Origin of the sequence: Spongiactinospora rosea (genome assembly GCF_003315795.1) — a bacterium.
Classification (GTDB): Bacteria; Actinomycetota; Actinomycetes; order Streptosporangiales; family Streptosporangiaceae; genus Spongiactinospora; species Spongiactinospora rosea.
The window spans coordinates 737,754-762,814 of sequence record NZ_QMEY01000002.1 but is presented as its reverse complement, the minus strand read 5'-3'; the positions used below and the strand labels follow the sequence as shown (position 1 = coordinate 762,814).

Annotated in this window: 23 protein-coding genes; 17 read left to right on the top strand and 6 right to left on the bottom strand. The window is 72.1% G+C overall.

Translation table 11 applies throughout. From position 1 onward, the window contains the following. Positions 1-16: 16 nt before the first annotated feature. The gene (locus DP939_RS08595) at positions 17-817 is read right to left on the bottom strand and encodes an alpha/beta fold hydrolase (RefSeq protein ID WP_225878106.1); all 801 of its coding nucleotides are present in this window, start codon (positions 815-817) and stop codon (positions 17-19) included. 57 nt (positions 818-874) lie between these two features. On the opposite strand from DP939_RS08595, the gene DP939_RS08590 reads away from it, so the two are divergent. Beyond that, positions 875-1,330, top strand: a complete 456-nt coding sequence (locus DP939_RS08590) for a MarR family winged helix-turn-helix transcriptional regulator (protein WP_113980051.1) — start codon at positions 875-877, stop codon at positions 1,328-1,330. A 10-nt stretch (positions 1,331-1,340) separates the two neighbouring features. Here the strand turns inward: DP939_RS08590 and DP939_RS08585 are convergent, their stop codons facing one another. The 4 genes from DP939_RS08585 to DP939_RS08570 are packed head-to-tail and all read right to left on the bottom strand — an operon-like array spanning position 1,341 to position 5,295. Beyond that, a complete protein-coding gene (locus DP939_RS08585; RefSeq protein ID WP_113980050.1) occupies positions 1,341-2,828 on the bottom strand; it encodes an MFS transporter in 1,488 nt (495 codons plus the stop codon). Then, positions 2,825-3,376: a TetR/AcrR family transcriptional regulator gene (locus DP939_RS08580; RefSeq protein ID WP_225878105.1), complete on the bottom strand. Its 552-nt coding sequence runs from the start codon at positions 3,374-3,376 to the stop codon at positions 2,825-2,827. The genes DP939_RS08585 and DP939_RS08580 overlap by 4 nt, the downstream gene beginning before the upstream one ends. A gap of 60 nt (positions 3,377-3,436) precedes the next feature. Beyond that, entirely contained in the window at positions 3,437-4,660 is a 1,224-nt protein-coding gene (locus tag DP939_RS08575) for a pyridoxal phosphate-dependent aminotransferase (RefSeq protein WP_113980049.1), read from the bottom strand. 8 nt (positions 4,661-4,668) lie between these two features. Then, positions 4,669-5,295 carry a GntR family transcriptional regulator gene (locus DP939_RS08570; RefSeq protein WP_158578508.1) on the bottom strand — a complete coding sequence of 209 codons (627 nt, stop codon included), beginning with the start codon at positions 5,293-5,295 and terminating at the stop codon, positions 4,669-4,671. Between the two features lie 157 nt (positions 5,296-5,452). Between DP939_RS08570 and DP939_RS08565 the strand changes: the two genes are divergently transcribed. From DP939_RS08565 to DP939_RS08515, 11 genes are all read left to right on the top strand, one after another. Next, on the top strand, positions 5,453-6,598 hold the full coding sequence (locus DP939_RS08565) for a diaminopropionate ammonia-lyase (protein ID WP_113980047.1): 1,146 nt from the start codon (positions 5,453-5,455) through the stop codon (positions 6,596-6,598). 270 nt (positions 6,599-6,868) lie between these two features. Next, on the top strand, positions 6,869-8,314 hold the full coding sequence (locus DP939_RS08560; RefSeq protein WP_158578507.1) for a peptide ABC transporter substrate-binding protein: 1,446 nt from the start codon (positions 6,869-6,871) through the stop codon (positions 8,312-8,314). Positions 8,315-8,334: 20 nt separating this feature from the next. Then, positions 8,335-9,258, top strand: coding sequence for an ABC transporter permease (locus DP939_RS08555; protein WP_113980045.1), 924 nt, complete (start codon positions 8,335-8,337; stop codon positions 9,256-9,258). After that, complete coding sequence (locus DP939_RS08550) at positions 9,251-10,162, top strand: ABC transporter permease (RefSeq protein WP_113980044.1); 912 nt, start codon at positions 9,251-9,253, stop codon at positions 10,160-10,162. Before DP939_RS08555 ends, DP939_RS08550 begins: the two co-directional genes overlap by 8 nt. 11 nt (positions 10,163-10,173) lie before the next feature. After that, positions 10,174-11,178 carry an ABC transporter ATP-binding protein gene (locus tag DP939_RS08545; protein ID WP_113980121.1) on the top strand — a complete coding sequence of 335 codons (1,005 nt, stop codon included), beginning with the start codon at positions 10,174-10,176 and terminating at the stop codon, positions 11,176-11,178. Further along, the gene (locus DP939_RS08540; RefSeq protein ID WP_113980043.1) at positions 11,156-12,157 is read left to right on the top strand and encodes an ABC transporter ATP-binding protein; all 1,002 of its coding nucleotides are present in this window, start codon (positions 11,156-11,158) and stop codon (positions 12,155-12,157) included. The genes DP939_RS08545 and DP939_RS08540 overlap by 23 nt, the downstream gene beginning before the upstream one ends. A 36-nt stretch (positions 12,158-12,193) precedes the next feature. After that, positions 12,194-13,456 carry a metal-dependent hydrolase family protein gene (locus DP939_RS08535; RefSeq protein ID WP_113980042.1) on the top strand — a complete coding sequence of 421 codons (1,263 nt, stop codon included), beginning with the start codon at positions 12,194-12,196 and terminating at the stop codon, positions 13,454-13,456. Beyond that, positions 13,438-14,652, top strand: a complete 1,215-nt coding sequence (locus tag DP939_RS08530; protein WP_113980041.1) for an amidohydrolase family protein — start codon at positions 13,438-13,440, stop codon at positions 14,650-14,652. Before DP939_RS08535 ends, DP939_RS08530 begins: the two co-directional genes overlap by 19 nt. Next, entirely contained in the window at positions 14,649-15,236 is a 588-nt protein-coding gene (locus tag DP939_RS08525) for a pyridoxine/pyridoxamine 5'-phosphate oxidase (protein WP_113980040.1), read from the top strand. The genes DP939_RS08530 and DP939_RS08525 overlap by 4 nt, the downstream gene beginning before the upstream one ends. Before the next feature lie 24 nt (positions 15,237-15,260). Next, positions 15,261-16,307, top strand: coding sequence for an alpha/beta hydrolase family protein (locus tag DP939_RS08520; RefSeq protein ID WP_113980039.1), 1,047 nt, complete (start codon positions 15,261-15,263; stop codon positions 16,305-16,307). A 103-nt stretch (positions 16,308-16,410) separates the two neighbouring features. Further along, entirely contained in the window at positions 16,411-17,004 is a 594-nt protein-coding gene (locus tag DP939_RS08515; RefSeq protein ID WP_113980038.1) for an FMN-binding negative transcriptional regulator, read from the top strand. 1 nt (position 17,005) lies between these two features. On the opposite strand, the gene DP939_RS08510 is transcribed toward DP939_RS08515, so the two are convergent. Further along, complete coding sequence (locus DP939_RS08510) at positions 17,006-18,355, bottom strand: M14 family zinc carboxypeptidase (protein WP_113980037.1); 1,350 nt, start codon at positions 18,353-18,355, stop codon at positions 17,006-17,008. Between the two features lie 103 nt (positions 18,356-18,458). Here DP939_RS08510 and DP939_RS08505 point away from each other — a divergent pair, with 103 nt between their 5' ends. The 5 genes from DP939_RS08505 (at position 18,459) to DP939_RS08485 (ending at position 25,060) form a co-directional block, all read left to right on the top strand. After that, a complete protein-coding gene (locus DP939_RS08505) occupies positions 18,459-20,048 on the top strand; it encodes a PucR family transcriptional regulator (RefSeq protein WP_113980036.1) in 1,590 nt (529 codons plus the stop codon). 93 nt (positions 20,049-20,141) lie between these two features. Continuing rightward, positions 20,142-21,575, top strand: coding sequence for an amidohydrolase (locus DP939_RS08500; protein ID WP_199565020.1), 1,434 nt, complete (start codon positions 20,142-20,144; stop codon positions 21,573-21,575). Positions 21,576-21,677: 102 nt separating this feature from the next. After that, positions 21,678-23,267: a peptide ABC transporter substrate-binding protein gene (locus DP939_RS08495; protein WP_113980034.1), complete on the top strand. Its 1,590-nt coding sequence runs from the start codon at positions 21,678-21,680 to the stop codon at positions 23,265-23,267. A gap of 1 nt (position 23,268) precedes the next feature. Further along, positions 23,269-24,195, top strand: coding sequence for an ABC transporter permease (locus DP939_RS08490; protein WP_113980033.1), 927 nt, complete (start codon positions 23,269-23,271; stop codon positions 24,193-24,195). Positions 24,196-24,238: 43 nt separating this feature from the next. Next, the gene (locus DP939_RS08485; RefSeq protein ID WP_199565019.1) at positions 24,239-25,060 is read left to right on the top strand and encodes an ABC transporter permease; all 822 of its coding nucleotides are present in this window, start codon (positions 24,239-24,241) and stop codon (positions 25,058-25,060) included. Position 25,061 lies beyond the last annotated feature (1 nt).

Sequence of the window (25,061 nt, the reverse complement as noted above, 5' to 3'; positions counted from 1 at the left end):
CTCGACCGGGACGATGTCACAACCTGCGCAGGAACCCCATCAGGATCTCGTTGTAGACGTCAGGCCGTTCCATGTTGGGATAGTGCGCGGCGCCGTCGATGGTGACCGAACGGCCGTCCGGCACGCTCCGGGCGACCCGGTCGGCCATCTCGATGTGGTCGGCCGCGTCCAGGGCCCCGTGCACGGCCAGGACCGGCACGTCGATCTTCGGCACCCGCGCCCAGGTGTCGCGCACCGGCACGGTGGGATCGGCCTCGCCACCGGTGTCCTTGGACCCCGTGTGCTTGGACATGGTCTCCCTGGTCATCCGGCGCAGCCGGGCCACCACGCCGGGGTCGAGGTCGTCCAGGGCGCGGTGCGGGCCGGTGGCCATCAGTGTGAAGTTCTCCACCGAACCGTCCAGGTCGCCCACGGCCATCGTGCCGAAGTAGGCGGCCCGGCCCCGGATGGTCCAGGGGTCGGTGAACTCCGGCTCGCTGGTGCCCGCGCCGGTGATGACCAGGCCGCTGACCAGGTCAGGGTGTTCAAGGGCGGTGTCCACCGCGATGCTCGCGCCCATCGAGACCCCGGCCAGCACGGCGGGGCCGGTGCCGAGGTGGCGTAGCAGCGCGGCGAGGTCGTCGGCGGGCCGGAACGGCCCGGTGGCGTTGGCGGAACGGCCGTGGCCGCGCGCGTCGGGCGCGATGACCCGGTACCGCCCAGCCAGCGCCGGGATCTGGTCCGCCCACATCTCGTGGTGCAGGAAACCGCCGTGCAGCAGGACGACGGGACGGCCGGAGCCGGTGTCCGCCCAGTGAAGGTCGTTGATTCCACTCATGACAACCAGGGTGTCATTCCTTCGACAGAATGACAACTGAGGTGTCATCATGATGGGGTGAACGAGAGCGACGAGCGGGCCGACCGGCTGACCGAGGTGTTCGACCTGGTGGGGCCGCTGTATCGGCGGGCCTACCGCAAGGTGGAGCAGGACGCGCCGATCGAGGGGCTGTCGGTGGGGGTGCGGGCGGTGCTCAACCTGCTCCGCGAGCAGGGGCCGATGACCGTCCCGCAGATGGGCCGGGCCCAGGCGCTGAGCCGCCAGTTCGTACAGCGGATGATCAACGACGCCGCCGCGCGGGGACTGGTGGAGTTCGTCCCCAATCCGGCGCACAAGCGGTCGTCGCTGATCCGGCTCACCGGCGAGGGCGCGGCGGCGATCACCGCCGTGATCGACCGCGAGCGCGCGGTGCTCCGCCAGGCGGCCGGCGATCTGAGCGAGGCCGAGATCGACGGCTGCCTGCGGGTGCTCTCCCACCTTCTGCGTTTTCTCGACGACGTGGAGGTGGACTGAGCGGCGGAGGTCAGTGCTGGGATGCGCCGAGGTCGAGGCGGGCCGGGGTGAGGTACCAGACGATGGCGGCGGCGAGCAGCATGAGCGCGCCGCCGTACAGGGCGGTCATGGTCAGGGAATCGGTGAAGGCGGCCTTGGCCTGGGCGGCGAGGGCGGTGGAGCCGGTCTCGCGGGCGACCGCGAGCGCGCCGCCCAGCGATTCGCGTACGGGGTGCGCGGCCTCCACGGGGAGTTCGGCCCGGTAGAGGGCGGCGGCGACGCTGCCCAGTACGGCGACGCCGAGCGCGCCGCCGACCTCGTAGGAGGTCTCCTCGATGGCCGCCGCGCTGCCCGCCTTGGCCGCGGGCGCGCCCGCCATGATCACCGCCGAGCCGATGGCCAGCGAGCCCATGCCCGCGCCGATCAGTACGGTCCCTGCGGCCACCGACGGGAGGGCCAGCGGCATGATCCAGAGCACCAGGAAGCCGAGCGCGGAGATCACCAGCCCGCCCGCCAGGACCGTGCGCGCGCCGATCCGGGCGGCGAGGGCCGGGGCGAGCGGGGAGACCACCGCCGCGCCCACCGCCATGGGCAGCATGGCGAGGCCGCTCTGAACCGGCGAGTAGCCCTCGATGAGCTGCATCCACTGGACCATGAGCAGCAGCACGCCGCCCATCGCGATCGAGGTGGTGAGCGCGGCCAGGGTGCCCGCGGTGAAGGACGTGTTGCGGAACAGCCTGACCTCAAGGATGGGGTCCGGGCGGCGCAGGCACCGCAGGACGAACCAGGTGAGGGCGATCCCCGCGATCAGTACGGCGGCAATGGCCTGGGCGTCGAGCCCTTCGGTGGCGATGTGCTTGATCGCGTAGACCAGGGCGACCATGCCGCCCATCGACAGCACGGTGCCGAGGGCGTCCCAGCGGCCGGGGTCGGGGTCGCGCGACTCGGGCAGCAACAGCAGCCCGGCCACGATCGCGACGACCATCACCGGCACGTTGACCAGGAACGCCGCCTGCCAGCTGAACGCCTCAAGCAGCAGGCCGCCGACGATCGGGCCGAGCGCGCTGCCGACCGCGGCCATGGCCGCCCAGATTCCGAGCGCGGTGGCGCGTTCCCGTGGGTCGGTGAACAGGTTGCGGATCATCGACAGGGTGGACGGCATGATCATCGCCCCGCCGATGCCGAGCAGCGCGCGCACCGCGATGACCATCGCCGGGGAGTCGGCCCACATCACGGCGACGGAGGCCACGCCGAAGACCGTGAAACCGGCGATCAGCATGCGCTTGCGGCCCCAGCGGTCGCCCAGCGCGCTGACCGTGACCAGCAGCCCGGCCACCACCAGGGAGTAGGCGTCGACCATCCACAGCAGTTGGACCGCGCTCGGTTGCAGGCTGGAGGAGATCTCGGGAAGTGCGACGTTCAGGATGGTCATGTCCATCACGACCATGAGCAGGCTGGCCGAGAGCACGGCCAGCGCCGCCCAGCGGCCGGTGGCCGGGGCGGCGGTGGTACGCGTCATGAAGTCCCCCGGAGGAACGTTTCGAGTACGAGGCGGGGGATGTCCCGCCGGGCGACGTCGCCGCGCCGCAGGCTCTCGCGCACGGCGAGCAGCAGGCCGTACAGGGTGTTGCTCACCCAGATGGGGGGGAAATCGGCGCGCAGGACGCCCGCCCGCTGGCAGGCGGAGATCAGTTCGATCTCCCGGGCCTCCAGCTCCTCCGCCCGCTCGACCAGGGCCCGATCGGTTTCCATGGCCTGTTCGGTGAGCGCGAAACCGTAGTTCTCCGCGGCCTCGATCTGGGCGATGAGCAGGGCGTGCAGGATCTCCTCCAGGCGCTCCCCGCCCGGCGCCGCGCCCAGGCCGATCCGCTCGTGGACCTCCGCCCACGCGTCGAGCGCCCGCCAGCCCAGCGCGACCATCAGGTCCGTGCGGGTGGCGAAGTGCCGGTGCAGGGTCGCCCGGCTGACGCCCACGCTCTGCGCGATCTCGGCCATGGAGGCGGCCGGGGCGCGGTTGAGGTGTTCGGTGGCCTTGGTGAGGATCTGGTCCCGGCTCACTGCCATCATCTGCGACACATCCGTCTAATTTGCGACATCAGTGTCTCAGCATACAGAGGGGGTGCGGGATCAGTGCACGTGGGCCCGGGGGATGTCCTGGGAGCTGAGCAGGCGCTGGAGGTGTTCCAGGCCGGTCTGGAGGCTCTGGTCGTCCAGGGCGTACGAGAGCCGCAGGCAGCCGGGCGCCCCGAACGCCTCGCCCGGCAGCAGCGCCACCCCCGCCTCGTCCAGGATGAACGCGGCCAGCTCGGCGGTGGAGGCGAAGCCGCGGCCGTTGATCGTACGGGTGAGCAGCCGCCGTACCGAGGGGAAGCAGTAGAACGCGCCCCCCGGCGTGGGGCAGTCCACCCCGCGGATGCCCTGGAGCACGTGCAGCATGAGCCGGCGGCGGCGGTCGTAGGCGGCCAGCACGTCGTCGAAGCCGGGGCGGCCCGCGCGCAGCGCGGCGATGGCGGCGGCCTGGGCGACGTTGGAGACGTTGGAGGACATGTGCGACTGGAGGTTGACGGCCGCCCGGACGGCCTCGGCCGGGCCGTACAGCCAGCCGACCCGCCAGCCGGTCATCGCGTACGTCTTGGAGACGCCGCCGATGACCAGGCAGCGGTCCCGGACGGCGGGCGCGGCCACCGGCATGGACACCGCGACCGCGCCGTCATAGACGAGGTGCTGGTAGATCTCATCGCTGATCACCCAGATGCCGCGCCGGGCCGCCCACTCGCCGATGGCCCGGGTCTCCTCGGGCGTGTAGACGGTGCCGGTCGGGTTGGCGGGCGAGCCGAAGAACAGCACCTTGGTGCGCGGGGTGACGTGCGCGTCGAGCCGGTCGGGGGTGACCTTGTAGTCCTGGCCGGGGTCGGTGTCCACGGCGACGGGGGTCGCCCCCGCCAGTCGTACGGCCTCCGGGTAGGTCGTCCAGTAGGGAGCGGGGACGAGCGCTTCGTCACCGGGGTTCAGCAGGACCATGCAGGCCAGGTAGACGGCCTGCTTGGCGCCGTTGGCGACCAGTACGTCCGAGGCGGCCACGGCGAGGCCGGTGTCGGCGAGCACGGTCTGAGCGATCAGGTGGCGCAGCTCGGGCAGCCCCGCCGCCGAGGTGTACCGGTGGTTGACCGGGTCGGCGCACGCCCGCTGGGCCGCCGCGACGATGTGGTCAGGGGTCGGGAAGTCGGGCTCGCCCGCCCCGAAGCCGACCACCCGGTACCCGGCGGCGCGCAGCTCGCGGGCGCGCGCCGAGACGGCCATGGTCGCGGACCCGGTGACCGCGCCCGCGCGATCGCTCAAACCGATGGACATGATGCTCCTTACGTGGGTGGCCCGTCCGGTGACCCGGTGATGCGCTCGATGAGGCTGTGCATGGAGGTCTTCCAGTTGCTCTCCAGCTCGGCGGTGGCCGTCGCGAGGTCCTTGTCGCCGAGGGCCGTGGCGATCCGCTTGTGCTGCTCGACCGACTCGCGGACGGTGTCCTTGTCGCCCAGGTAGGCGTGCTCGTAGCGGTGCACGATGCGCTTGGTGTCGGCGATCATCTCGCGGAGCCGGCCGTTGGGGCAGGAGGCCAGCAGGTTGGCGTGCCAGGCGTCGTCCGCGCGCTGTACGTCGCGTACGTCCTCGCTCGCCGCCATGTCCTCCGCCAGCGCGATCAGCCCGGGCGCGGCCCCGGCCAGCTCGTCGATGTCGGACAGGCGCAGCGCCAGCACCTCCAGTTGGGCGATGATCGGGTAGGTCTCGCGGACCTCCTGCTCGCTCAGCGCGGACACCCAGTAACCCCGGTTGGGGCGGGCGTCCAGGATGCCCTCCTGCGCCAGGCTGGCCAGTGCCTCGCGAAGCGGGGTACGGCTGACGCCTATCTCTTCGGCGAGACGCACCTCGTTGATGCGGCTGCCGACCGGATAGACGCCCTTGAGGAGACGATCGAGGATCTCGTCCCTCATCTGCTCACGCAGAAGTCTGCGGGAGACCGCCATTTTGCCTCCAACGCACGCTCTTGATTTTGTCAGCCCAGAGCATACTACATACTGAACTCAGAGTTCACTTTTTCGCCGCGCCGGACGGCGCGGCCCCACCCCTGACCCTCCTGGAGGCGGCACCGTGCCGAACTACGCCATCATCGGATCGCCGGGGACCGCGCCGTCGGCCGTTCCCCGTGACGAATCCCTGGACGCCCCGCGGCGGTTCCACCGTTCGATGCCGGGCTACGCCGAAAGCCCGCTGGCCGAGTCGCCCGAACTGGCACGTGACCTGGGTGTCGGACGCGTCTTCGTCAAGAACGAGCAGTCCCGCCTCGGGCTGCCGTCGTTCAAGATACTTGGCTCCTCCTGGGGCATCCACCGGACGCTGTGCGAACGGCTCGGACTCGACCCGGCCGTCCCCTTCGAGGAGTTGCGCCGGGCCGCGACCCGCCTGAGCGATCACGTGCTGACCTGCGCGACCGACGGGAACCACGGCAGGGCCGTGGCGCACGTGGCCCGCCTGCTCGGCCTGCGGTCGCGCATCTACGTGCCGCTGGACGTGTCGGCGACGCGGGCGGCGGCGATCGAGAGCGAGGGGGCCGAACTGGTCCGGGTGTTCGCCGGCTACGACGACGCGGTCCGCTACGCGGCGGTCCAGGCCGATCGCGACCCGCTGGACATCCTGGTCTCCGACACCGCCTGGCCGGGGTACGAGACGGTGCCCCGGTACGTGATCGACGGCTACTCGACGATCTTCGAGGAGGTGGACGAACAGCTCGCCGAGCTGGGCCTCGACCCGATGGACACGATCGACCTGGTGGTGGTCCCGGCCGGGGTGGGCGCGTTCGCCGCCGCGGTCGGCCTGCACTACGGCCCGCGTCCGGCCACGCGCATCGCGACCGTGGAGCCGGACACGGCCGACTGCGTCCACCGGTCGCTCGCCGCGGGCGCCAGGGTCACGGTGGGCGGCCCGCACGGCTCGATCATGGCCGGGCTGAACTGCGGCGAGACCAGCCTGGTGGCCTGGCCGATCCTGCGCGACACGGTCAGCGCGACCATCACCGTGGACGACGACGCGGCCCGCGAGGCCATGCGCGCGTTCGCCGCGTGCGGGATCGAGTCCGGCGAGAGCGGGGCCGCCTCGCTGGCCGGTGCCAGGCTGGCCTGCGGCGACGCGGGATTCCGCGCGGATCTCGCGATCGGGCCCGCGAGCACCGTGCTGCTGCTCAACACCGAGGGCGCCAGCGACCCCGCCAGCTACCGAAGCATCGTGGGGAAGCCTTGACACTCATCGGCGCACTTCTGCATTCTGTGTTCAGCACGCACTTGGAAGCGGTTGGGGGAGCCGCCCCGTGCCTGCGTCACACGATCGCCGGCTCCCGGCGGCATTGACGAATCCCTTAAAGGTGGTAAGACCGTGTTCCTGCACTTCAGAGGCATGGTGGCCGTCGGTGTAACGGCCGTCCTTCTATCGTCAGTGGCTGCCTGCGGCGGTTCCCAGAGCGGGAAGAAGACGGACTCCTTCTCCGTCGCGATCCTCGAACCGTCGTCCCTCATGCCGGCCAACTACTCCGAGGTCTACGGCTCCCAGGTGGTGTCGGCGCTCTTCACGCCCCTGGTGACCTTCGACATCAAGACCAACCAGACCCACCTTGAGGTGGCCGAGAGCATCGAGAGCGACGACAACACGGTGTGGAAGGTGAAGCTCAAGCCGGGCTGGACCTTCCACGACGGCGAGAAGGTGACCGCCAAGTCGTTCACCGACGCCTGGAACTTCGCGGTGACCAAGAAGTCCGCCCAGCTCAACGCCTACGTGTTCGGCGAGATCAAGGGCTACGACAAGGTCAAGTCCGGAGCGGCCAAGGAGATGTCGGGACTGAAGGTCATCGACGACACCTCGTTCGAGATCCACCTGGTCCGGCCGTGGTCGCAGTTCAAGCAACTGCTCGGATATCCGGCGTTCTCGCCGCTGCCGTCGGTGGCGTACAAGGACCCGCGGGCGTTCGAGCAGCGGCCGATCGGCAACGGGGCGTTCCGCATCGAGGGCTCCTGGCAGCATGACCAGCAGATCACGCTGCGCCGCAACGACTCCTACGCGGGCACCAAGGCCAAGTCCGCCGAGGTGCGCTTCAAGATCTACCAGAGCTTCGACACCGCCTACAACGACCTGCTCGCGGGCAACCTCGACGTACTCCCCGCCGTGCCCACCGCGCGGATCAGCGAGGCCAAGGGCCAGCTCGGCGACCGGTTCACCGAGTCGCCGAGCGGCCGGATGGAATACCTTGGGTTCCCGGTGCAGAGCGCCACGTTCAAGTCGGCCGGGGTGCGCAAGGCCGTCTCGATGGCCATCGACCGGCCCGCGATCAGCAAGGCGATCTTCCGGGACACCCGCATCCCGGCCACAGGATACGTGCCGCCGGTCGTGCCCGGGGCCGCCCAGAACGCCTGCGGGGCGCTGTGCGTGCACGACGCCGCCGCGGCCAAGGCCGCCTACGACGCCGCCGGCGGCGTCCCCGGCGACACGTTCACGATCGGCTACAACAGCGACGCGCCGGAGAACAAGGAGTGGGTCGAGGCCGCCGCCCGGCAGATCTCCAAGGCCCTCGGCGTGGACGTGCGCACCCGGGCCTACCCCAAACTCGCCGTGCTGCTCGGCGACCTGTCCAGCGGCAAGGTGGACACCGCCTTCCGCACCGCGTGGACCTTCTACTTCCCGAGCCCGGAGAACTACCTGAAGCCGCTGTTCACCGAGGGCGCGGGGGAGAACTTCTCCGGTTACAAGAACGCCGAGTTCGAGACGCTGCTCAAGCAGGGCGCGGCGGCCAAGGACGAGACGGCGGCGGCGGCCAAGTACGCCGAGGCCGAACGCGTGCTGCTGGGCGACATGCCGTACGTGCCGCTGTGGTACCAGGGCAGCATGGTCGGCCACTCCAAGCGGGTGAGCGACGTGGTCGTGGACTCCTTCCGCAGGACGCGGATCGAATCCGTGGTCGTGAAGTGACCGGGCGGAGGTAGTCCACCGTGCCCCGTTACATCACGAGTCGCGTCTTCCAGGCGCTGCTGGTCCTCTTCGGCGCGACCCTCGTCATCTTCATCATCACCTTCGCGCTGCCCGGCGACCCCGTGCAGGCCCTGGCGGGCGAGCGCGCCGCCGACCCGGCGTTCGCCGAGGCCATCAGGGCCCGGTACCACCTGGACGAACCGCTGCTCCAGCAGTACGGGCGGTTCCTGCTCGGGCTGGTGCAGGGCGATCTCGGGCAGACCTACAGCGGCCAGGACGTGGCCGAGATGCTGCGCGAGCGGATCGGCGTCAGCGCCCAGCTCGCGGCGGTCGCCCTGGCGTTCCAGATCCTGATCGGCATCGGCGCGGGCACCCTGTCGGCGCTGCGCCGCAACGGGCTCGCCGACACCGGCGTGCGGGTGTTCACCCTCGCCGGGCTGTCCATCCCGTTCTTCGTGACGGCCTTCGTGCTCCAGTTGCTGCTCGGCGTGCAACTGGGCTGGCTCCCGGTGGCCGGGACCGAGGACGGGCTGCTCAGCTACCTGATGCCGGGGTTCGTGCTCGGGTCGCTGTCCACCGCGTACGTGGCCAGGCTGACCAGGGGCCAGCTCACCGAGGCGCTGGGCGAGGACTACGTCCGGATGGCGACGGCCAAGGGCCTGACCCGGGTCAGGGTCGTCGCCCACCACGCGCTGCGCAACAGCCTGATCCCCGTCATCACCTTCCTGGGCCTGGAGGTGGGCGCGCTGCTCAGCGGCGCGGTCATCACCGAGAGCATCTTCAACCTGCCGGGCATGGGCCAGGCCATGGCCCGCGCGGTCTACCTGGGTGAACGCACCACCGTGGTGGGTGTGGTCACCGTGTTCGTCCTGGTCTACGTCGTGGTCAACCTGATCGTGGACCTGCTGTACGCCGTACTCGATCCGAGGATCCGCTATGCCTGAACCAGCGATGGCCACCGGTGTCATCGACCCCCCGGTGATCGTGCCGGGCAAGCGGCGCGGCCACTGGGCCGCGGTGTGGCGCAGGCTCTCCCGCAGTCCGCTGTTCTACGTGTCGGCGGCCCTGCTGGTGGTGATGCTGGGCATGGCCGCGGTGCCGGGGCTGTTCGCCACCAGCGACCCGTACGACTGCGACCTCTCCGGCACGCTCGCCGACGCCGGGGCCGGGCAGTGGCTCGGCCGCGACCTCCAGGGCTGCGACGTCTACTCGCGCAGCGTGTACGGCGCGCGTGCCAGTCTCGGCATCGGCATCGCGGTCTCGGTGATCACCGGGCTGCTCGGCGGGCTGATCGGCGCGGCGGCGGGCTACTTCGGCGGGCTGGTGGACGCGGCCCTGTCCAGGGTCACCGAGATCTTCCTGGCCATTCCGCTGCTGCTGGGCGCGAGCGTGCTGCTCACGCTGTTCGGCTCGGGCGGCAGCGGCACCTGGACGGTGATCGTCGCGCTGTCGGTGCACGGCTGGCCGCAGGTGGCCAGGATCACCCGCGGTTCGGTCATCGAGGCCAAGCAGCAGGACTACGTACTGGCCGCCGCCGCCATCGGCTGCTCGCGGCTGCGCGCGCTGGCCCGGCACGTCGTACCGAACAGCCTGGGCCCCTGGCTGGTGGTCGTCACGACGAACCTCGGCGTCTTCATCACCTACGAGTCGATCATCTCGATGCTCGGCATCGGGCTGCGCCCGCCGACGATCTCGTGGGGCCAGATGATCCACGACGCGCAGGCGCGGTTCCTGGAGGCCCCGCTGCCGCTGCTCGGCCCGGCCCTTTTCCTCAGCGTCGCCGTCCTGGCCTTCATCCTGCTCGGGGACGTGGTCAGGGACGCGATCGACCCGAAGATCCACTCGTGAGGGAGCGCGAAGTGCCCACAGAGCATCTGTTGCAGGTCGACGACCTGCGGGTGGATTTCGACGGCGAGGGCGGGCCCGCGCGGGTGCTGCGCGGGGTGAGCTGGCACGTGGACCGCGGGGAGACCCTGGCGATCCTCGGGGAGTCCGGCTCGGGCAAGAGCGTGACCGCCCAGGTCATCATGGGCATCCTGGCCTCTCCTCCGGCCAGGATCGCCGGCGGCGCCGTCCGGTGGGAGGGCCGCGACCTGCTCACCCTGCCCGAGGCCGCGCGCCGCGAGGTGCGCGGCGAGGGGATCGGCATGGTCTTCCAGGACTCGCTGTCCGCGCTCAACCCGGTGCTGAAGGTCGGCCCGCAGGTCGGCGAGACCCTGCGGACCCGGCTCGGGCTCTCCCGCCGCGAGGCCCGTACCCGGGCCATCGAGCTGATGCGCCAGGCGCGCATCCCCGATCCCGAACGCCGCTTCGGCCAGTACCCGCACCAGTTCTCCGGCGGCATGCGGCAGCGCGTGGTGATCGCGATGGCGCTCGCGCTGTCGCCGCAGGTGCTGATCGCCGACGAGCCGACCACCGCGCTGGACGCCACGGTCCAGGTCCAGATCCTGCGGCTGCTCCAGGCGCTCCAGCAGGAGTCCGGCATGGGCCTGGTGCTGATCACCCACGACTTCGGCGCGGTCGCGTCGATCGCCGACCGGGTGGCGGTGATGTACGCGGGCCGCGTGGTCGAAACCGGCGCGGTGCGCGACGTCTTCCGCCGCCCGGCCCACCCGTACACCAAGGCGCTGCTGGACGCCGTCCCCCGGGCCGACCGCCGCGCCGGGCGGCTCGCCGCGCTGCCCGGCCAGCCCCCCGTGCTGCGCGGGGACTCGGCCGGGTGCCCTTTCCGGTTCCGCTGCTCGCTCGCCCACGACGCCTGCGACGAGCGCGAGCCCGTGCTGAGCGAGCACGAGCGGGGCCACTGGAGCGCCTGTCATCTGGGAAAGGATGTGATCAGCGGTGCGCTCCCAGCCCGTTCTTGAGGTCACGGACGTCACCCGCCACTACGCGTCCGGCGGCAGGTGGCCGTTCGGCCCGGCGAGCCGGGTGCACGCGGTGGACGGGGTCTCCTTCACCGTGGGCGAGCGGGAGACGCTGGGCCTGGTCGGGGAGTCCGGCTGCGGCAAGTCCACGCTCGGCCGGATGCTGGTCGCGCTGGACCGGCCCACGTCCGGCACGATCAAGTACCGCGGCGAGGACATCCACCGGCTGAGCCGGGCGGGCCTGAAAGAGCTGCGGCGAAAGGTCCAGATCGTCCTCCAGGACCCCTACACCAGCCTCGATCCCCGCATGACGGTCGGCGACATCGTGGCCGAGCCGCTGGTCGTCCACGGCCAGGGCACTCCGGCGGAACGGCGGCGGCGTACGCAGGAGCTGTTCGAGCTGATCGGCCTGAACCCCGGCCACGTCAACCGCTACCCGCACGAGTTCTCCGGCGGGCAGCGGCAGCGGGTCGGCATCGCCAGGGCGCTCGCGCTGGGGCCCGAGGTGATCATCTGCGACGAGCCGGTCTCCGCGCTGGACGTCTCCATCCAGGCCCAGGTGCTCAACCTGCTGGCCGACCTCCAGGAACGGCTGGACCTGTCGTACGTGTTCATCGCGCACGACCTGACCGTGGTCCGGCAGATCAGCCACCGGGTCGCGGTGATGTACCTGGGCAAGATCATCGAGGTCGGCCCGGGGGAGGCGGTCTACGGGGAGCCCCGGCACCCGTACACCCAGGCGCTGCTGTCGGCCGCGCCGTCCACCGACCCCGACCAGGCACGCCTGCAAGACGTGATCATGCTGGCCGGAGATCCGCCCAGCCCGTCCTCGCCGCCCAGCGGATGCCGGTTCCGGACCCGCTGCTGGAAGGCCGAGCAGGTGTGCGAGCTGCACGAACCCGCGCTCGTGGAGACGGCGGGCGGGCACCGGACGGCCTGCCACTTCGCGTCCACCCCGACCGCGACAACCACGACTTAACTCTGTATTCTGAACACAGAATTCTATTGGAGGGGCATGATGACCCAGATTCCGAGTGACCGGCAGTTCGCCGTACGGGGCGCGCGGGTGCTCGATCCCGCGAGCGGCGAGTACTACGAGAACGCCAGCGTCGTCGTCGCCGACGGCCGGATCGTGTCGGTCGTGGACAGCCCGCCGGCCGACGCCGACGTAGTCGACGCGGGCGGCCTGACCCTGCTGCCCGGCCTCATCGACTGTCACACGCACATGCTGCTGCGCCCCGAGGACCAGGTGTGGCCGCCCGCGATCCTGTTCAAGACGCAGGTCTACCGGGTGATCGAGGGCGTGGCGGCCAGCGCGCGGGCCCTGGAGATCGGCTTCACCAGCGCCAGGGACACCGACAACGAGCAGGTCTGGCACGGTGACACCGCGCTGCGGGACGCCATCAACGCGGGGATCATCCCCGGCCCGCGCCTGGAGGTGGCCTCCGACGGCATCTCCATCACCGGCGGCGACATGCGCATCGACGACAAGGTCAACCCCGAGCTGCACCTCCCCGACGTGGCGGGCATGGTGGACAGCAGGGAGGAGCTGATCAAGGAGGTGCGGCGGCAGATCAAGATCGGCGCGGACTGGGTCAAGATCTACGCGACCAGCACCCGCAAGGACGTCGAGCCGGAGGAACTGGAGCCGCTGCACCAGTTCACCGTGGAGGACATCGCCGCCGTCGTCGCCGAGGCCAAGCGGTACCGCCGCGACGTGGCGGCGCACGCGTACGGCAAGGACGGCGCGCAGGCCGCGATCCGCGGCGGCGTCCGCACGCTGGAGCACGGCCCGCTGCTCACCGAGGACGACCTCCAGGCCATGCTGGAGTTCGGCACGTTCTGGGTGCCGACCATGCAGACGTACTACAAGCGCCAGTTCACCGAGTTCGACCGGCGCTTCGTCAAGCGGCACGAGGGCGCGTTCAAGCGCGGCCTGGAGCTGGGCGTCAAGATCGCCTTCGGCACCGACGTGGGCTCCTTCCCGCACGGTGAGCAGATCGACGAGTTCGAGCTGATGGTCCAGTACGGCATGTCGCCGCTGGACGCCATCAGGTCGGCCACCGTGGTGGCGGCCGAGGTGCTGCGCAAGGAGGGCCAGATCGGCACGCTGGCCGCGGGCGGCCACGCCGACCTGATCGCCGTGGACGGCGACCCGGTCAAGGACATCGAGGCCCTCAAGCGGGTCCGCTTCGTCATGAAGGGCGGCCTGGTCCACCGGGACGACGTCGCCGCGGCCGAGAAGACGCCCGAGATCCGGTGGCAGCCGTCGCGCTGAGCGGCCTCGCGGTGTTCGTGGGACGGCTCCGCGCGGACGCGTGGAGCCCTGCCCCCGGACCCGCGTGGCTGCTGGTCGAGCAGGGGCGCTTCGCCGAGATCGTCCCCGGACGCACCCGCCCCCCGCACTGGCCCGATGACCTGCCCTTTCTGGACCTGGGCCGGTCGGTCGTGCTCCCCGGCCTGGTGGACTCGCACGTCCACCTGACCGAACGCGGCGACGGGACCAGCACGGCGGATCTCAGCACCGCCGAGCTGGTGGACCTGGGCGTCCGCAACGCCGCGACCGCGCTGCGCGCGGGCGTCACCACCGTGGCCGACTGCGGCGGGCCGCCCGAGGCCGTGTTCGCGATCAAGGAGGCCACGGCCGGACTGCCCGGCTGCGCACGGACCCTGGTGGCGGGCGCGCCGATCACGGTCGTGCGCGGGCACTGCTGGCGGTTCGGCGGCGAGGCCGCGGACGCGTCGGCTGTACGCGACCTGACCGCCGGGTTCACCGCCGCAGGGGCCGACTTCATCAAGGTCATGGCCTCGGGCGGCGGCACCGCGGGCGCGCCCCCGTGGGAGCCCGGCTTCTCCGAGGACGAGCTGCGCGCCGCCGTCGAGACGGCGGGCGCGCTCGGCCGTCCCGTGAAGGTGCACTGCCTGTCGGCGGACTCGATGCGCGCCGCGGTGGCGGCGGGCGTCCGGGTGATCGAGCACGGGAAGTTCCGCAACGCGGCGGAGGACGGCGCCGGCTTCGACGCGGGCGTCGCGGCGCTGCTGGCCGAGCAGGGGGTGGTGGTCTGCCCGACGCTGTCGGTGGGGCACCACGTGCTCGCCGCCCCGCCGGAGGCCGCCGGGGAGGCGCGCGACCTGTGGCTGCGCCGCCACCCGCACGACCTGGGCGACTTCGCCAAGCTGGCCGCGGCCGGGGTCCGGATGGTGAGCGGCACCGACGCGGGCTGGCGGCACACGCCGTTCGACGCGCTGCCGGTGGAACTGGAACTGATGGCCACGTCCGGGATGACCAACGCGGCGGTCCTGGCGGCGGCCACCGGCGACGCGGCGGACGCCCTCGGGCTCGGGGGCCGGGTGGGCCGGATCGCGCCGGGCCACCAGGCGGACTTCATCGCCACCGACGCCGACCCGGTGGACGACATCACCGCCCTCCGCCGCCCGCACGCGGTCGCCCGCGACGGCGTGCTCCTTCCATGAACGACGGCGGCCCGATGGGCACGCTGCTCGCGTGGCGGGCGGAGGCCGAGCGGGCCGGGGACCCGCAGGCCGGGCTGATGGCGCTGTGCACCACCGGGCCCGCCGGGGAACCGGACGCGCGTACCGTCTCGGTGAAGCTCCTGCCCGGCGGCCGGATCGGCTTCGTCACCGACCGCCGCTCCCGCAAGGCCCACGACATCGCGGCCCGGCCCCGGGTCGCCGTGCTGTTCACCTGGATGACGCTGCGCCGCCAGGTCACCGTGCGAGGCGAGGCCGTGCCGATGGACGCGGCCCTGGCCGAGCCGGTGTTCCTGGCCCGCACCCGCCCGGCCCGGCTCGGGGCCTGGGCGAGTCACCAGTCCGCGCCGATCGACGGCCGGGAGGTCCTTGACGCCGCCCTGGCCGAGGCCGCCCGCCGCTGGCCGGACGGTACGGCGGTGCCGGTGCCGCCGCACTGGGCGGGCTACGTCATCGAGCCCATGGAGATCGAGTTCGTGCGGGCGGGCCGCCCCGACCGCCTGCACGACCGCCATGTGCACCGGCTCACCGGGGACGTGTGGGAACGGCAGGCGCTCAGCCCCTGAGCCCGCCGGATTGGGAAGGTGTTCATGAAACGTCGCAGCCTGCTGGCCGGTGCGGTCCCCGGCGCGCTCGCGGTCTCCGCGCCGGGCACGGCCCTCGCGGACGACGACGGCGGGTTCCGGGTACGCGAGGTCGGCGGATTCCACGTCGGCGGCGAGGCGGTCACGCTGTCCGGCGTGCCCACCAGGGACGCCTACGTGGCCGAAGGGCAGACCCCCTTCCGAGTGGACCCCAACGGTGACTTCCAGAGCGGCCAGATCTACGTCAACTACGTCCGTCTCGCCCGGCCGCGCAGCCCGCTGCCGGTGCTGATGTGGCACGGCGGCGGCCTGACCGGCGCCTGCTTCGAGACCACGCCGGACCGGCGGCAGGGCTGGCAGCAGCGGTTCCTCTCGGCCGGTCGCGACGTCTACCTGACCGACGCGCTCGGGGCCGGGCGCGCCTCGTGGGGGCGTTACCCGGAGGCATCCAAGGCCGAGCCGCTGTTCCGCACCAAGAAGGAACTGTGGGAGCTGTTCCGGATCGGCCCCCCCGGGTCGTACGCCACCGATCCGCGCAAGCGCAGGCCGTACGCCGACACGCAGTTCCCGGTCGCCGCGTTCGACGAGTTCGTCAAGCAGGTGGTCCCGCGTTTCCGCACCTACGACCGGTCCACGCAGGCGGGGTACGACGCGCTGGTGGCGCGGGTCGGGCCGAGCACGGTGCTCACCCACAGCGCGGGCGGGCCGTTCGGCTTCGCCGCCACGATCGCCGCGCCCGGCCGGGTCCGCGCGCACGTCGCGATCGAGCCCTCCGGCGCCCCCGACCCGGCCACCGTGGACTTCTCCCGGGTCCGCCGCGTCCCGCACCTGATCGTGTGGGGCGACCACCTGGACGCGGACCCCTCCTGGGGGCAGTTGTACGACTCGACCCGGCGCTTCCACGACGCGCTGCGCGCCGCGGGCGGGCACTCGACCTGGATCGACCTGCGCGACCACGGCCACCGTGGCAACTCACACATGATCATGATGGACCGCGACTCGCACCGGGTGGCCGGAATGATCGATTCCTGGCTGAAGGAGCACGTCCGCTGATCCTTCGCCGTAAGCCGCTTCGTCGTAAACCGCAAGGCAGGGCCCGCGCCCTTGTCCTTCCCAACGCTGACAGCGCGCCGGTCGCACCGGTTGGCTGTCTTCCATGCTCGAAGTACCGATCTTCGCCCTCGACGACCCCGCCGAGATCCGGGCGCTGATCGCCGATCAGGGGTGGGCCCTGCTGGTCAGCGACGGCGGGCCGGTGGTGTCGCACGCGCCGGTGATCCCCGACCCCGCGACGGCGGGGCCGGAGATCGTCGGCCATCTCGCCCGGACCGACGCCGAGCTGCACGCACTCGGTGAGCGCCGGATCGCCGTGGTCGTACAGGGACCGCACGGGTACATCTCCCCGACCCTGTACCAGGCCATGCCGTACGTGCCGACGTGGAACTACGTCACCGTCCACCTGTACGGGACGCCGGAGATCCTGGACCCCGGCGAGACCTACCAGGTGCTGTCCGACAGTGTGGACCACTACGAGCGCGACCGGGCCGAGCCCTTCCGGCTGGCATCGGCAGAGGAGTACGCGCACAGGCTGCTGCCCGCGGTGACCGGGTTCCGGCTGGTGCCGGACCGGGTGGTCGGCAAGGCCAAGCTCAGCCAGGACAAGCCCGCCGAGATCGCCGAACGCGTGATCGCCGGCCTCACCGACCCGGTGCTGGCCGCGGCCATGCGCCGCGCCCACCGGCGCCGATGAGTCAGGCGTGCGCGGCCCCGGCCAGCACGGCCCCGTACTGGATGGCCACCAGGTCGTGGATCGGGATCACCCGCGCCGGGACGCGGTCGCTCTCCGCGCACCACTGCGCGTGCAGTTCGGCCAGCCGCCCGTGCGCGGCGCGGATGGCCGGGGTGCCGTTGCCGATCGCCAGCTCCCCGGCCAGCGCCCGGAGCAGGATGCCGCCGAACCGCAGCCGCGCGCTGGACAGCCCGTCCCGGCAGGAGGACTCCTCGGCCACCGTCGCGGGCCGGTCGCTCGCCGGATCGGCGGCCCGCAGCGCGTCCGTCTCGGCCGTCCCGGCCAGCATGGGGATGAACGCCCGGCTCGCCCGCAGGAACGGCGAGCGCGTCACCAGGTCGGACGCCACGGCCGAGAGCGTCGTGCCGAGCACGTCGTGGGTCTCGCGGACCCGCTCGGCGTGCTCCCCGATCAGCTCCCGGTACGAACGTCCGGCCGGGGAGGTGTCGCCCGCCGACGGGTCGGTCCAGTACGGGATCTCGGCGGTCAGCCCGAGCGTGCCGTACTTCTTGATGTAGGAGTCGCTGGCCGCCCCGCCGATGTGCGGCACCGGGTCCTGGCCGTTGGCCTCCATGTAGTCGTAGGCGTCCTCCATCGTGGGGGCCTGGTAGATGGCCTGCTCGAAGGACCTGACCGCGGGATGCTCGGGCTCCCCGGCGTGCAGCGGCACGCCGTACCGGCCGGGCAGCTCGGCAAGGACGGCGTGCAGCGCCGGGACCGGCCGGTTCAGGTAGTAGAAGACGCCACCGGACTCCCCGTTGTGCAAGGTCGAGAAGAACGCCGGCCGCACGTCGTCGATCAGCCGCATCAGCGCCTGCGTCTCGGGGAGCACCCGGTCGAAGTAGCAGCGCTTGTAGGCGAACGGGAAGGTCCACTCGACCTGCTCGTCCGGCGCGGGCCGGTAGAAGTGCGCGGCGTAGTGGGACCTGGTGAACGGCCCGGCGAACCAGCCCTCGTTCAGGCGGGTGCCGTCGGGGTCCAGGCAGCCCACCAGGTGCCAGGTGTAGCCGGTGGCGCGGCGCAGCCCGGCGTCGGCGCACAGCCGGGCGGCCAGGTGGGTGACGGTCAGGCCGCCGATCGGCTCGTTGGGGTGCGGGCCGGCCGCGACGATCGCGTGTCGCGGGGCGTCGCCGACCGTCAGGCACATCAGCGGGTCGCCGAGCCGGGAGGTGCCGACCCTGCGCAGCGTGGCGATGTCCGGATGGGCCTCCGCGAGGGCGGCCAGCCTGCCGTGGACCTCGTCCACGGTGGCGAATCGGTCGTAGGACGGGACGGAGTCGAGTTCGTCGAGCACGCCCCAGTGTGCGCGCATACCGCCGCCCCGGGCATCGTCGCAGGTCCCAACGTGGGCGGTGGAGGCTTGTCGGAACCGTCAACCCGGTGGGAACCTTGCCTGCATGGTTGCAGACGGTTCTATGGCGAGGCCGTACCAACCGCTGCTCGACCAGGTGCTCGAAACGCTCGGAAGCCATGTGCTGTCGCCCGCGTACGTGCCGGAGGGCGAGCCGGTGACGGTGGGCGAGCCGATGGTCCACGATCCCGCCGACCACGTAGAGCCCGGCTCCGGCCGGATGCTGCTGGCGGTCGGCTCGGCCACGCCCGCCCTGGTGCGGCAGGCCGCCCTGGAGGGCTACGGCGCGCTGGTGGTGAAGGATCGCGGCGGCGACCTCGCCCCGCTCGTCGCCGCGGCCAAGGAGGCGGAGATCGCGCTGCTGATCGCGCCCGAGCGGCTGCCCTGGCGGCAGCTCGACGCGCTGCTGACCGCCGCGATCTCCGGGCCCGGCGCGGCCGGCACGACGTACTCCTCGGTCGGCATGGGCGACCTGTTCGCGCTGGCCAACGTGATCGCGGCGACCATCGGCGGGGCCACCTGCATCGAAGATCCGCAGGGCAACGTGCTCAGCTACTCCAACCTGCCCGGCCAGGAGATCGACGAGATCCGCAAACTGGGCATCCTGGGCCGCCGGACGCCGACCCGGCCGACCAACCGCACCGAGTACGGGCGGGTGTTCAACGCGGACGGGCCGGTCCGGTTCGACAGCCTGTTCCCCGGCCACACGCCCCGGCTGGCCACGGCCGTACGCGCGGGCGCGCAACTGCTCGGCTTCATCTGGGTGCTGGACGGCGTGCCCCGGGTGACCCCGGACGCCATGCGCCTGCTGGAGGACGCCACCCCGATCGCCGCGCTGCACCTGCTGCGCGCCCGCACCCCCGCCGACCCGCGCCGCTGGCACCGCGCCGAGACGCTGCGCGCGCTGCTGGAGGGCTACACCTCCGAGACGGCCGCCGCCGCCCGGCTGGGCCTGCCCGCCGACACGCCGGTCGCGGTGGTGGTGTTCGCGCCGGTCGCCCCGGCGGCCGAGCCGGGCGCCCAGATGGAGGGCGTCCTTGAGCTGGTCAGCCTGGCCTGCGAGGCGCTGCACCCCGAGTCGGCCTGTACGGCGGGCGGCGGGCGCATCCACGCCCTGCTCCCCGTGCCCCCGGGCACCACCGGAGGGCAGCTCGCCAAGACCGTCGCGGAGGTGACCTCGACCGTACGGCGGTCGGCCAGGGTCGCCCTGCACGCCGGAGTCGGGCCGGTCGTACCGGGCCTCGGCCGGGCCGGGGCGTCCGCCAGGCTCGCCGAACGCGTGGTCCAGGTGCTCGCCGAGACCGGCGGCCCGCACCCGGCCGTGGCCACCGACGAGCAGGTGCGCAGCCGGATCGCGCTGCTGGACCTGATGGAGCGCGGCGGCGCCGAACACGATCGGCTGCTGGAACCGGTGCGCAGGATGCTGGAGCACGACGCGCAGCACTCCACCACGCACGCCGCCAGCCTGCTCGCCTACCTGGACGCCTTCGGCGAGGCCGCCAAGGCCGCCGCCGAGCTGTCCGTCCACGAGAACACCCTGCGCTACCGGGTGCGCCGGTTGCAGGAGCTGTTCGACCTGGACCTCGCCGACCCCACCGATCGGCTGGTGGCCTGGCTCCAGCTCCGGCTGCTGCGCATGGCCGGCCTGCTCTAGCCGCCGGCGCTGTTGCGGAGGACAATCGGGAGGGCGGCGGACGTCCGCTTTCAACGATGAGCGCGCGGCGGCCTCGCTCCTAGCGTCATGTCCATGTCTCTCTTGCTGCGCAACGCGCGGATCGGCCTGCGCGGGCCCGTCCGCCATGTACTGATCGCCGACGGCGTGGTCACCGCGGTGAGCGCCGAGCCGCCGCCCGCCGACGAGTCGATCGACGTCCAGGGCGCCACGTTGCTGCCGGGACTGTGGGACGCGCACGTCCACGCCGTCCAGTGGGCGCAGTCCCGCATGCGGGTGGACCTCACCGGCGCGCGTTCCGCGCGCGAGGCGGTGAAGCTGATGGCGAACGGTGCCGGGCTCGGCGTCGGGTACGGCTTCCGCGACGGCCTGTGGCCCGACGAGCCGGACAAGGCGATGCTGGAGGCCGCCGCGCCCGGCAGGCCGATCACGATGATCAGCAAGGATCTGCACACCGCGTGGCTCAGCCCGGCCGCGCTCGCCCTGATCGGCCGCGGCGACCACCCGACCGGGGTGCTGCGCGAGCACGAGTGCTACACGGCGGTGGCCGAACTGCCCCCGCCGCCGGAAGACGTGCTGGACCGCTGGGTCACCGAGGCGGCCACCGCCGCCGCGGCCAGGGGCGTGGTCGGGTTCCAGGACTTCGAGCTGGCCGACAACGTCGCCGACTGGACCAGGCGGGCCCGCGCGCACCGGCTCGACGTACGCGTGACCTGCACGATCCCCAAGGCCCGGCTGGAGGAGGCGATCGGCGGAGGGCTGCGCACCGGCGACCTCGTGCCCGGCGCCGGCGGCCTGCTGGAGGTCGGCCCGCTGAAGATCTTCGTGGACGGTTCGCTGAACACCCGGACCGCCTACTGCGAAACCCCCTACCCCGGCACCGACTCCCACGGCCTGCTGGAGACCGGCCCGGACGAGCTGCGCGCGACCATGGCCAGGGCCGCCGCGCACGGCCTGCACCCCGCCGTCCACGCCATCGGCGACCTCGCGGCGGGCATCGCCCTGGACGCCTTCGAGAGCATCGGCTGCCCCGGCCGCATCGAGCACGCCCAGTTGCTGCGCCGGGAGGACTTCGCCAGGTTCGCCAAACCGGGCCTGGTCGCCGGGGTGCAACCGGCGCACGCCCCCGACGACCGGGACGTCGCCGACGTCCACTGGCACGGACGTACCGGACGGGCGTTCGCCTACGCCGACCTGCTGGCCGCCGGGGCCCGGCTGGAACTCGGCTCCGACGCCCCGGTCGCGCCGCTGGACCCCTGGGACGGCATCGCCTCCGCCGTCGCCAGGACCGACGACGAGCGCGCCGCCTGGCACCCCGAGCAGGCGATCCCGCTGGCCGCCGCGCTGCCCGCCGCGAGCAAGGGCCGCGCCGGAGTACGGCCGGGCGACCCCGCCGACCTGATGCTCACCGCCGCCGACCCCGCCACGCTCGACCCGGCCGCGCTGCGCGGCACCGAGGTGGTCGGGACCCTGCTCGGCGGCCGGTGGACCCATCTGACGCTGGTCTAGGCGACAAAGCCACCGGCCGGGGTTCAATCTTCTCGACAATGTCACGTCTAGTCGCGCTGTGGGACTCTCGTGCCTTCCCCACAGCGCCCCAGGAGGTCACATATGACACCTCGAACACGCCGCGGATGGGCCGGAGCACTGACCGCAGTCACGCTCACCCTCACGGCCTGCTCGCCCGCACAGGGCGGGGGCGCGTCCACCCGGGTCTCGTCCTACTCGGCGGGGGTGACCACGTACTTCCTGTCCCACCTGCTGCCCGGCAAGGCCACCGGCAGCAACGTGGACGCGGCTCTGTTCACTCCGCTGACCAGGGTCGATCCGGTCAGCGGGGAGGCGGTGAACGCCGTGGCCGCCGCCATCGACACCACCGACAACATCACCTGGACGATCGGCATCCGCCCCGGCTGGACCTTCCACAACGGCGAACCGGTGACCGCGCAGTCCTTCGCCGACTCCTGGAACGCGACCGCCTACGGCCCCAACGCCTACACCAACAACTTCATGTTCGCCCCGTTCAAGGGATACGAGGAGCTGAACCCGGCCAAGGGCAAGCCCACCGGCAAGACGCTGTCCGGCGTCGAGGTGGTGGACGCGAAGACCCTGCGGGTCACGCTGACCAGGCCGCTGGCGCTGCTGCCGTACATACTGGCCCAGGCGGCGTTCGCGCCGGTGCCCAAGGCGGCCCTCACCGACGCCGACGCCTTCGACCGCAGGCCGATCGGCAACGGGCCCTACCAGGTGGACGGCCCGGGGATGGTCACCGGCGCGACCAAGCTCACCCTCAAGCGGTATGAGAACTACCCGGAGGAGAAGGGGCAGGCCGAGCGGATCGAGCTGAAGTCCTACCAGGACGAGGGGGCCGCCTACCGCGACCTCTCCGCGGGCGCGATCGACGTCACGCTCATCACCGGCAACAACCTGCCCACCGCGGCCACGCAGTTCAAGGGGCGGCTGGTGGAGGTGCCCTTCCCGGCGCTGCTCTACCTCGGCTTCCCGACGTGGGACAAGCGCTTCTCCGACGTACGCGTGCGGCAGGCGTTCTCGCACGCCATCGACCGGGAGACCATCGTCAAGACCCTGCTGCGCGGCTTCGGCTCCCCGGCCAAGGGCCTGGCCGGGGCCGCCGTGCCGGGCGGCGGCGAGCCCGACTGCGCGGCCTGCTCCCACGACCCGGCCAAGGCGAAGAAACTGCTGGCCGAGGCGGGCGGCTGGTCAGGACCGCTGAAGCTGTGGACCTTCCAGGACGGGCTGAACAACGTGATCCTGGAGGCGGTGGGCAACCAGTTGCGCACCAACCTCGGTGTCCAGGGCATCACCATCCAGACCCAGCCCGTGGACCAGCTCTACCCCAACCTCAAGGCGAAGAAGATCGACGGCCCGGTGCTGCTCTACATGGGCGCGGGCTATCCGCACCTGTACGCGCTGGCCGACCAGCTCTTCACCAAGACCTCCGCGGCCAACGTCACGGGCTACGACAGCAAGGACTTCGCCGACCTGCTCGGTAAGGCGGCCAAGGCCCCCGAAGAGGAGGTCATGGCCCGCACCCGCGAGGCCACCGGCCAGGCGCTCACGGACCTGCCGCTGACGCCGCTGTTCCAGCCGACCGGCGCGCTCGCGCACTCCGAGCGGGTCAGCGGGGTGAGACCGGAATTCCTGGGCGGAGTCCGGCTGGCGGCGGTCAAGGTGCGCTGACGTGGGACCGTACGTCCTGCGCAGGGTGCTGATGGCGATCCCCGTCCTGCTCGGCACCACGTTCGTGATCTACCTCGCGGTGTACACCCTGCCCGGCGACCCCATCCAGGCTCTCGCCGGGCCCAACCAGGTGATCTCCCCCTCGGTGGCGCAGGCGCTGCGCGAGCGGTTCCACCTCGACCAGCCGCTGGTCGTGCAGTACGGGCTCTACCTGCGCGGACTGCTGGTCGGTGACCTCGGGACGAGCTTCACCGGCCGGCCGGTGGCCGAGATCATCGCGGCGAGCTGGCCGGTCACCGCGCAGCTCGGCGGCACCGCGTGGATCATGATGGCGGTCGCCGGGGTGGCGCTGGGCGTGGTCGCCGCGGTACGCCGGGGCGCGGCCGACGCCGCCGTGCTGTTCGGCACCACGCTCGCGCTGGGCGTGCCGTTCTTCGTGGTCGCCTACGTCACGCAGATCGTCTTCGGCGTGCAGCTCGGCTGGCTGCCGGTCTCCGGCGTCGAGGCGGGCTGGCCGCTGGCGTACATCCTGCCGGGGCTGGTCCTGGCCCTGTCCGGGCTGCCGCAGGTGGCCCGGCTGACCCGGACCAGCGTGCTGGACGGCCTGGCCGCCGACCACGTCGAGACCGCCGTGGCCAAGGGGCTCACCGGCGCGGCGGTGCTGTTGCGGCACGTGGTGCGCAACTCGCTGATCCCGGTGGCCTCGCTGCTCGGCGTCAGCCTCGGCTACCTGCTCGGCGGGACCGTGCTGGTGGAGGGCATCTTCAACCTGCCCGGCCTGGGCTACCAGATCTACACCGCGATCCCGCAGCACGACGGCCCGGTGGTCGTCGGCATCGGGACGATGCTCGTTCTCGTGTTCCTGTCGGTCAATCTCCTGGTGGATCTGCTCTATGGCGTCCTCGACCCTCGTATCCGCCTCGGCTGAGACCCCGCCTCCGCCCCTTCCCGGGGGCGGGGCGTGGTCCCGGTTGCGCCGCAGGCCCGGCTTCCTGATCGCCGCCTTCGTGGCCGTGCTGATGACCGCGATGGCGGCCGTCCCGCAGGCGTTCGCGGGCTGGTTCGGCGCGGGCGACCCCCGCGCCTGCGACCTGATCCGCAGCGCGCAGCCGCCCACCGCCGGACATCCGTTCGGCTTCGACGTCCAGGGCTGTGACCTGTACAGCACCGTGGTGTACGGCACGCGTTCGTCGGTCGTGGTCGCCGTGCTGGCCACCGCCGGGATGCTGGCCATCGCCGTCGTGCTGGGCAGCCTGGCCGGCTACTACCGGGGCTGGGCCGACGCGGTGATCGGGCGGGTCATGGACGTGTTCTTCGGCTTCCCCGCGCTGGTCGGCATGATCGTGATCCTGCAGACGCTCAGCGTCCGCAACGAGGTCACCGTGGCGGCCGTGCTCGTGCTGTTCGGCTGGCCGCCGCTGGCCAGGGTGATGCGCGGCTCGGTACTGGCCGTGGCGGGCAGCGAGTACGTCGCCGCGGCCCGCGGCGTCGGCGCGCGCACCGGGCGGGTGCTGCTGCGGCACGTCCTGCCGAACTCCTTCGGCCCGGTCGCGGTGCTCACCGGGCTGAACATCGGCCTGGTGATCTCCTCGGAGTCGGCGCTGACCTTCCTCGGCGTCGGGCTGCGCACCCCGGCGATCTCCTGGGGCGTGCAGCTCAACACCGCCCAGCAGTACTTCACCACCGCGCCGCACCTGCTGATCTTCCCGTCGCTGTTCCTGAGCGTCACGGTGCTCGGCTTCGTCCTGCTGGGCGACGCGCTGCGGGACGCCTTCGACCCCCGGACGCGCTAGG

Bases quoted from the DNA above. Each gene is read 5' to 3' on its own strand.
- DP939_RS08595 (WP_225878106.1), bottom strand. From the start codon at position 817: ATGAGTGGAATCAACGACCTTCACTGGGCGGACACCGGCTCCGGCCGT.
- DP939_RS08585 (WP_113980050.1), bottom strand. From the start codon at position 2,828: ATGACGCGTACCACCGCCGCCCCGGCCACCGGCCGCTGGGCGGCGCTG.
- DP939_RS08580 (WP_225878105.1), bottom strand. From the start codon at position 3,376: ATGATGGCAGTGAGCCGGGACCAGATCCTCACCAAGGCCACCGAACAC.
- DP939_RS08575 (WP_113980049.1), bottom strand. From the start codon at position 4,660: ATGTCCATCGGTTTGAGCGATCGCGCGGGCGCGGTCACCGGGTCCGCG.
- DP939_RS08570 (WP_158578508.1), bottom strand. From the start codon at position 5,295: ATGAGGGACGAGATCCTCGATCGTCTCCTCAAGGGCGTCTATCCGGTC.
- DP939_RS08560 (WP_158578507.1), top strand. From the start codon at position 6,869: ATGCCGGCCAACTACTCCGAGGTCTACGGCTCCCAGGTGGTGTCGGCG.
- DP939_RS08550 (WP_113980044.1), top strand. From the start codon at position 9,251: ATGCCTGAACCAGCGATGGCCACCGGTGTCATCGACCCCCCGGTGATC.
- DP939_RS08535 (WP_113980042.1), top strand. From the start codon at position 12,194: ATGATGACCCAGATTCCGAGTGACCGGCAGTTCGCCGTACGGGGCGCG.
- DP939_RS08525 (WP_113980040.1), top strand. From the start codon at position 14,649: ATGAACGACGGCGGCCCGATGGGCACGCTGCTCGCGTGGCGGGCGGAG.
- DP939_RS08520 (WP_113980039.1), top strand. From the start codon at position 15,261: ATGAAACGTCGCAGCCTGCTGGCCGGTGCGGTCCCCGGCGCGCTCGCG.
- DP939_RS08515 (WP_113980038.1), top strand. From the start codon at position 16,411: ATGCTCGAAGTACCGATCTTCGCCCTCGACGACCCCGCCGAGATCCGG.
- DP939_RS08510 (WP_113980037.1), bottom strand. From the start codon at position 18,355: ATGCGCGCACACTGGGGCGTGCTCGACGAACTCGACTCCGTCCCGTCC.
- DP939_RS08505 (WP_113980036.1), top strand. From the start codon at position 18,459: ATGGCGAGGCCGTACCAACCGCTGCTCGACCAGGTGCTCGAAACGCTC.
- DP939_RS08500 (WP_199565020.1), top strand. From the start codon at position 20,142: ATGTCTCTCTTGCTGCGCAACGCGCGGATCGGCCTGCGCGGGCCCGTC.
- DP939_RS08495 (WP_113980034.1), top strand. From the start codon at position 21,678: ATGACACCTCGAACACGCCGCGGATGGGCCGGAGCACTGACCGCAGTC.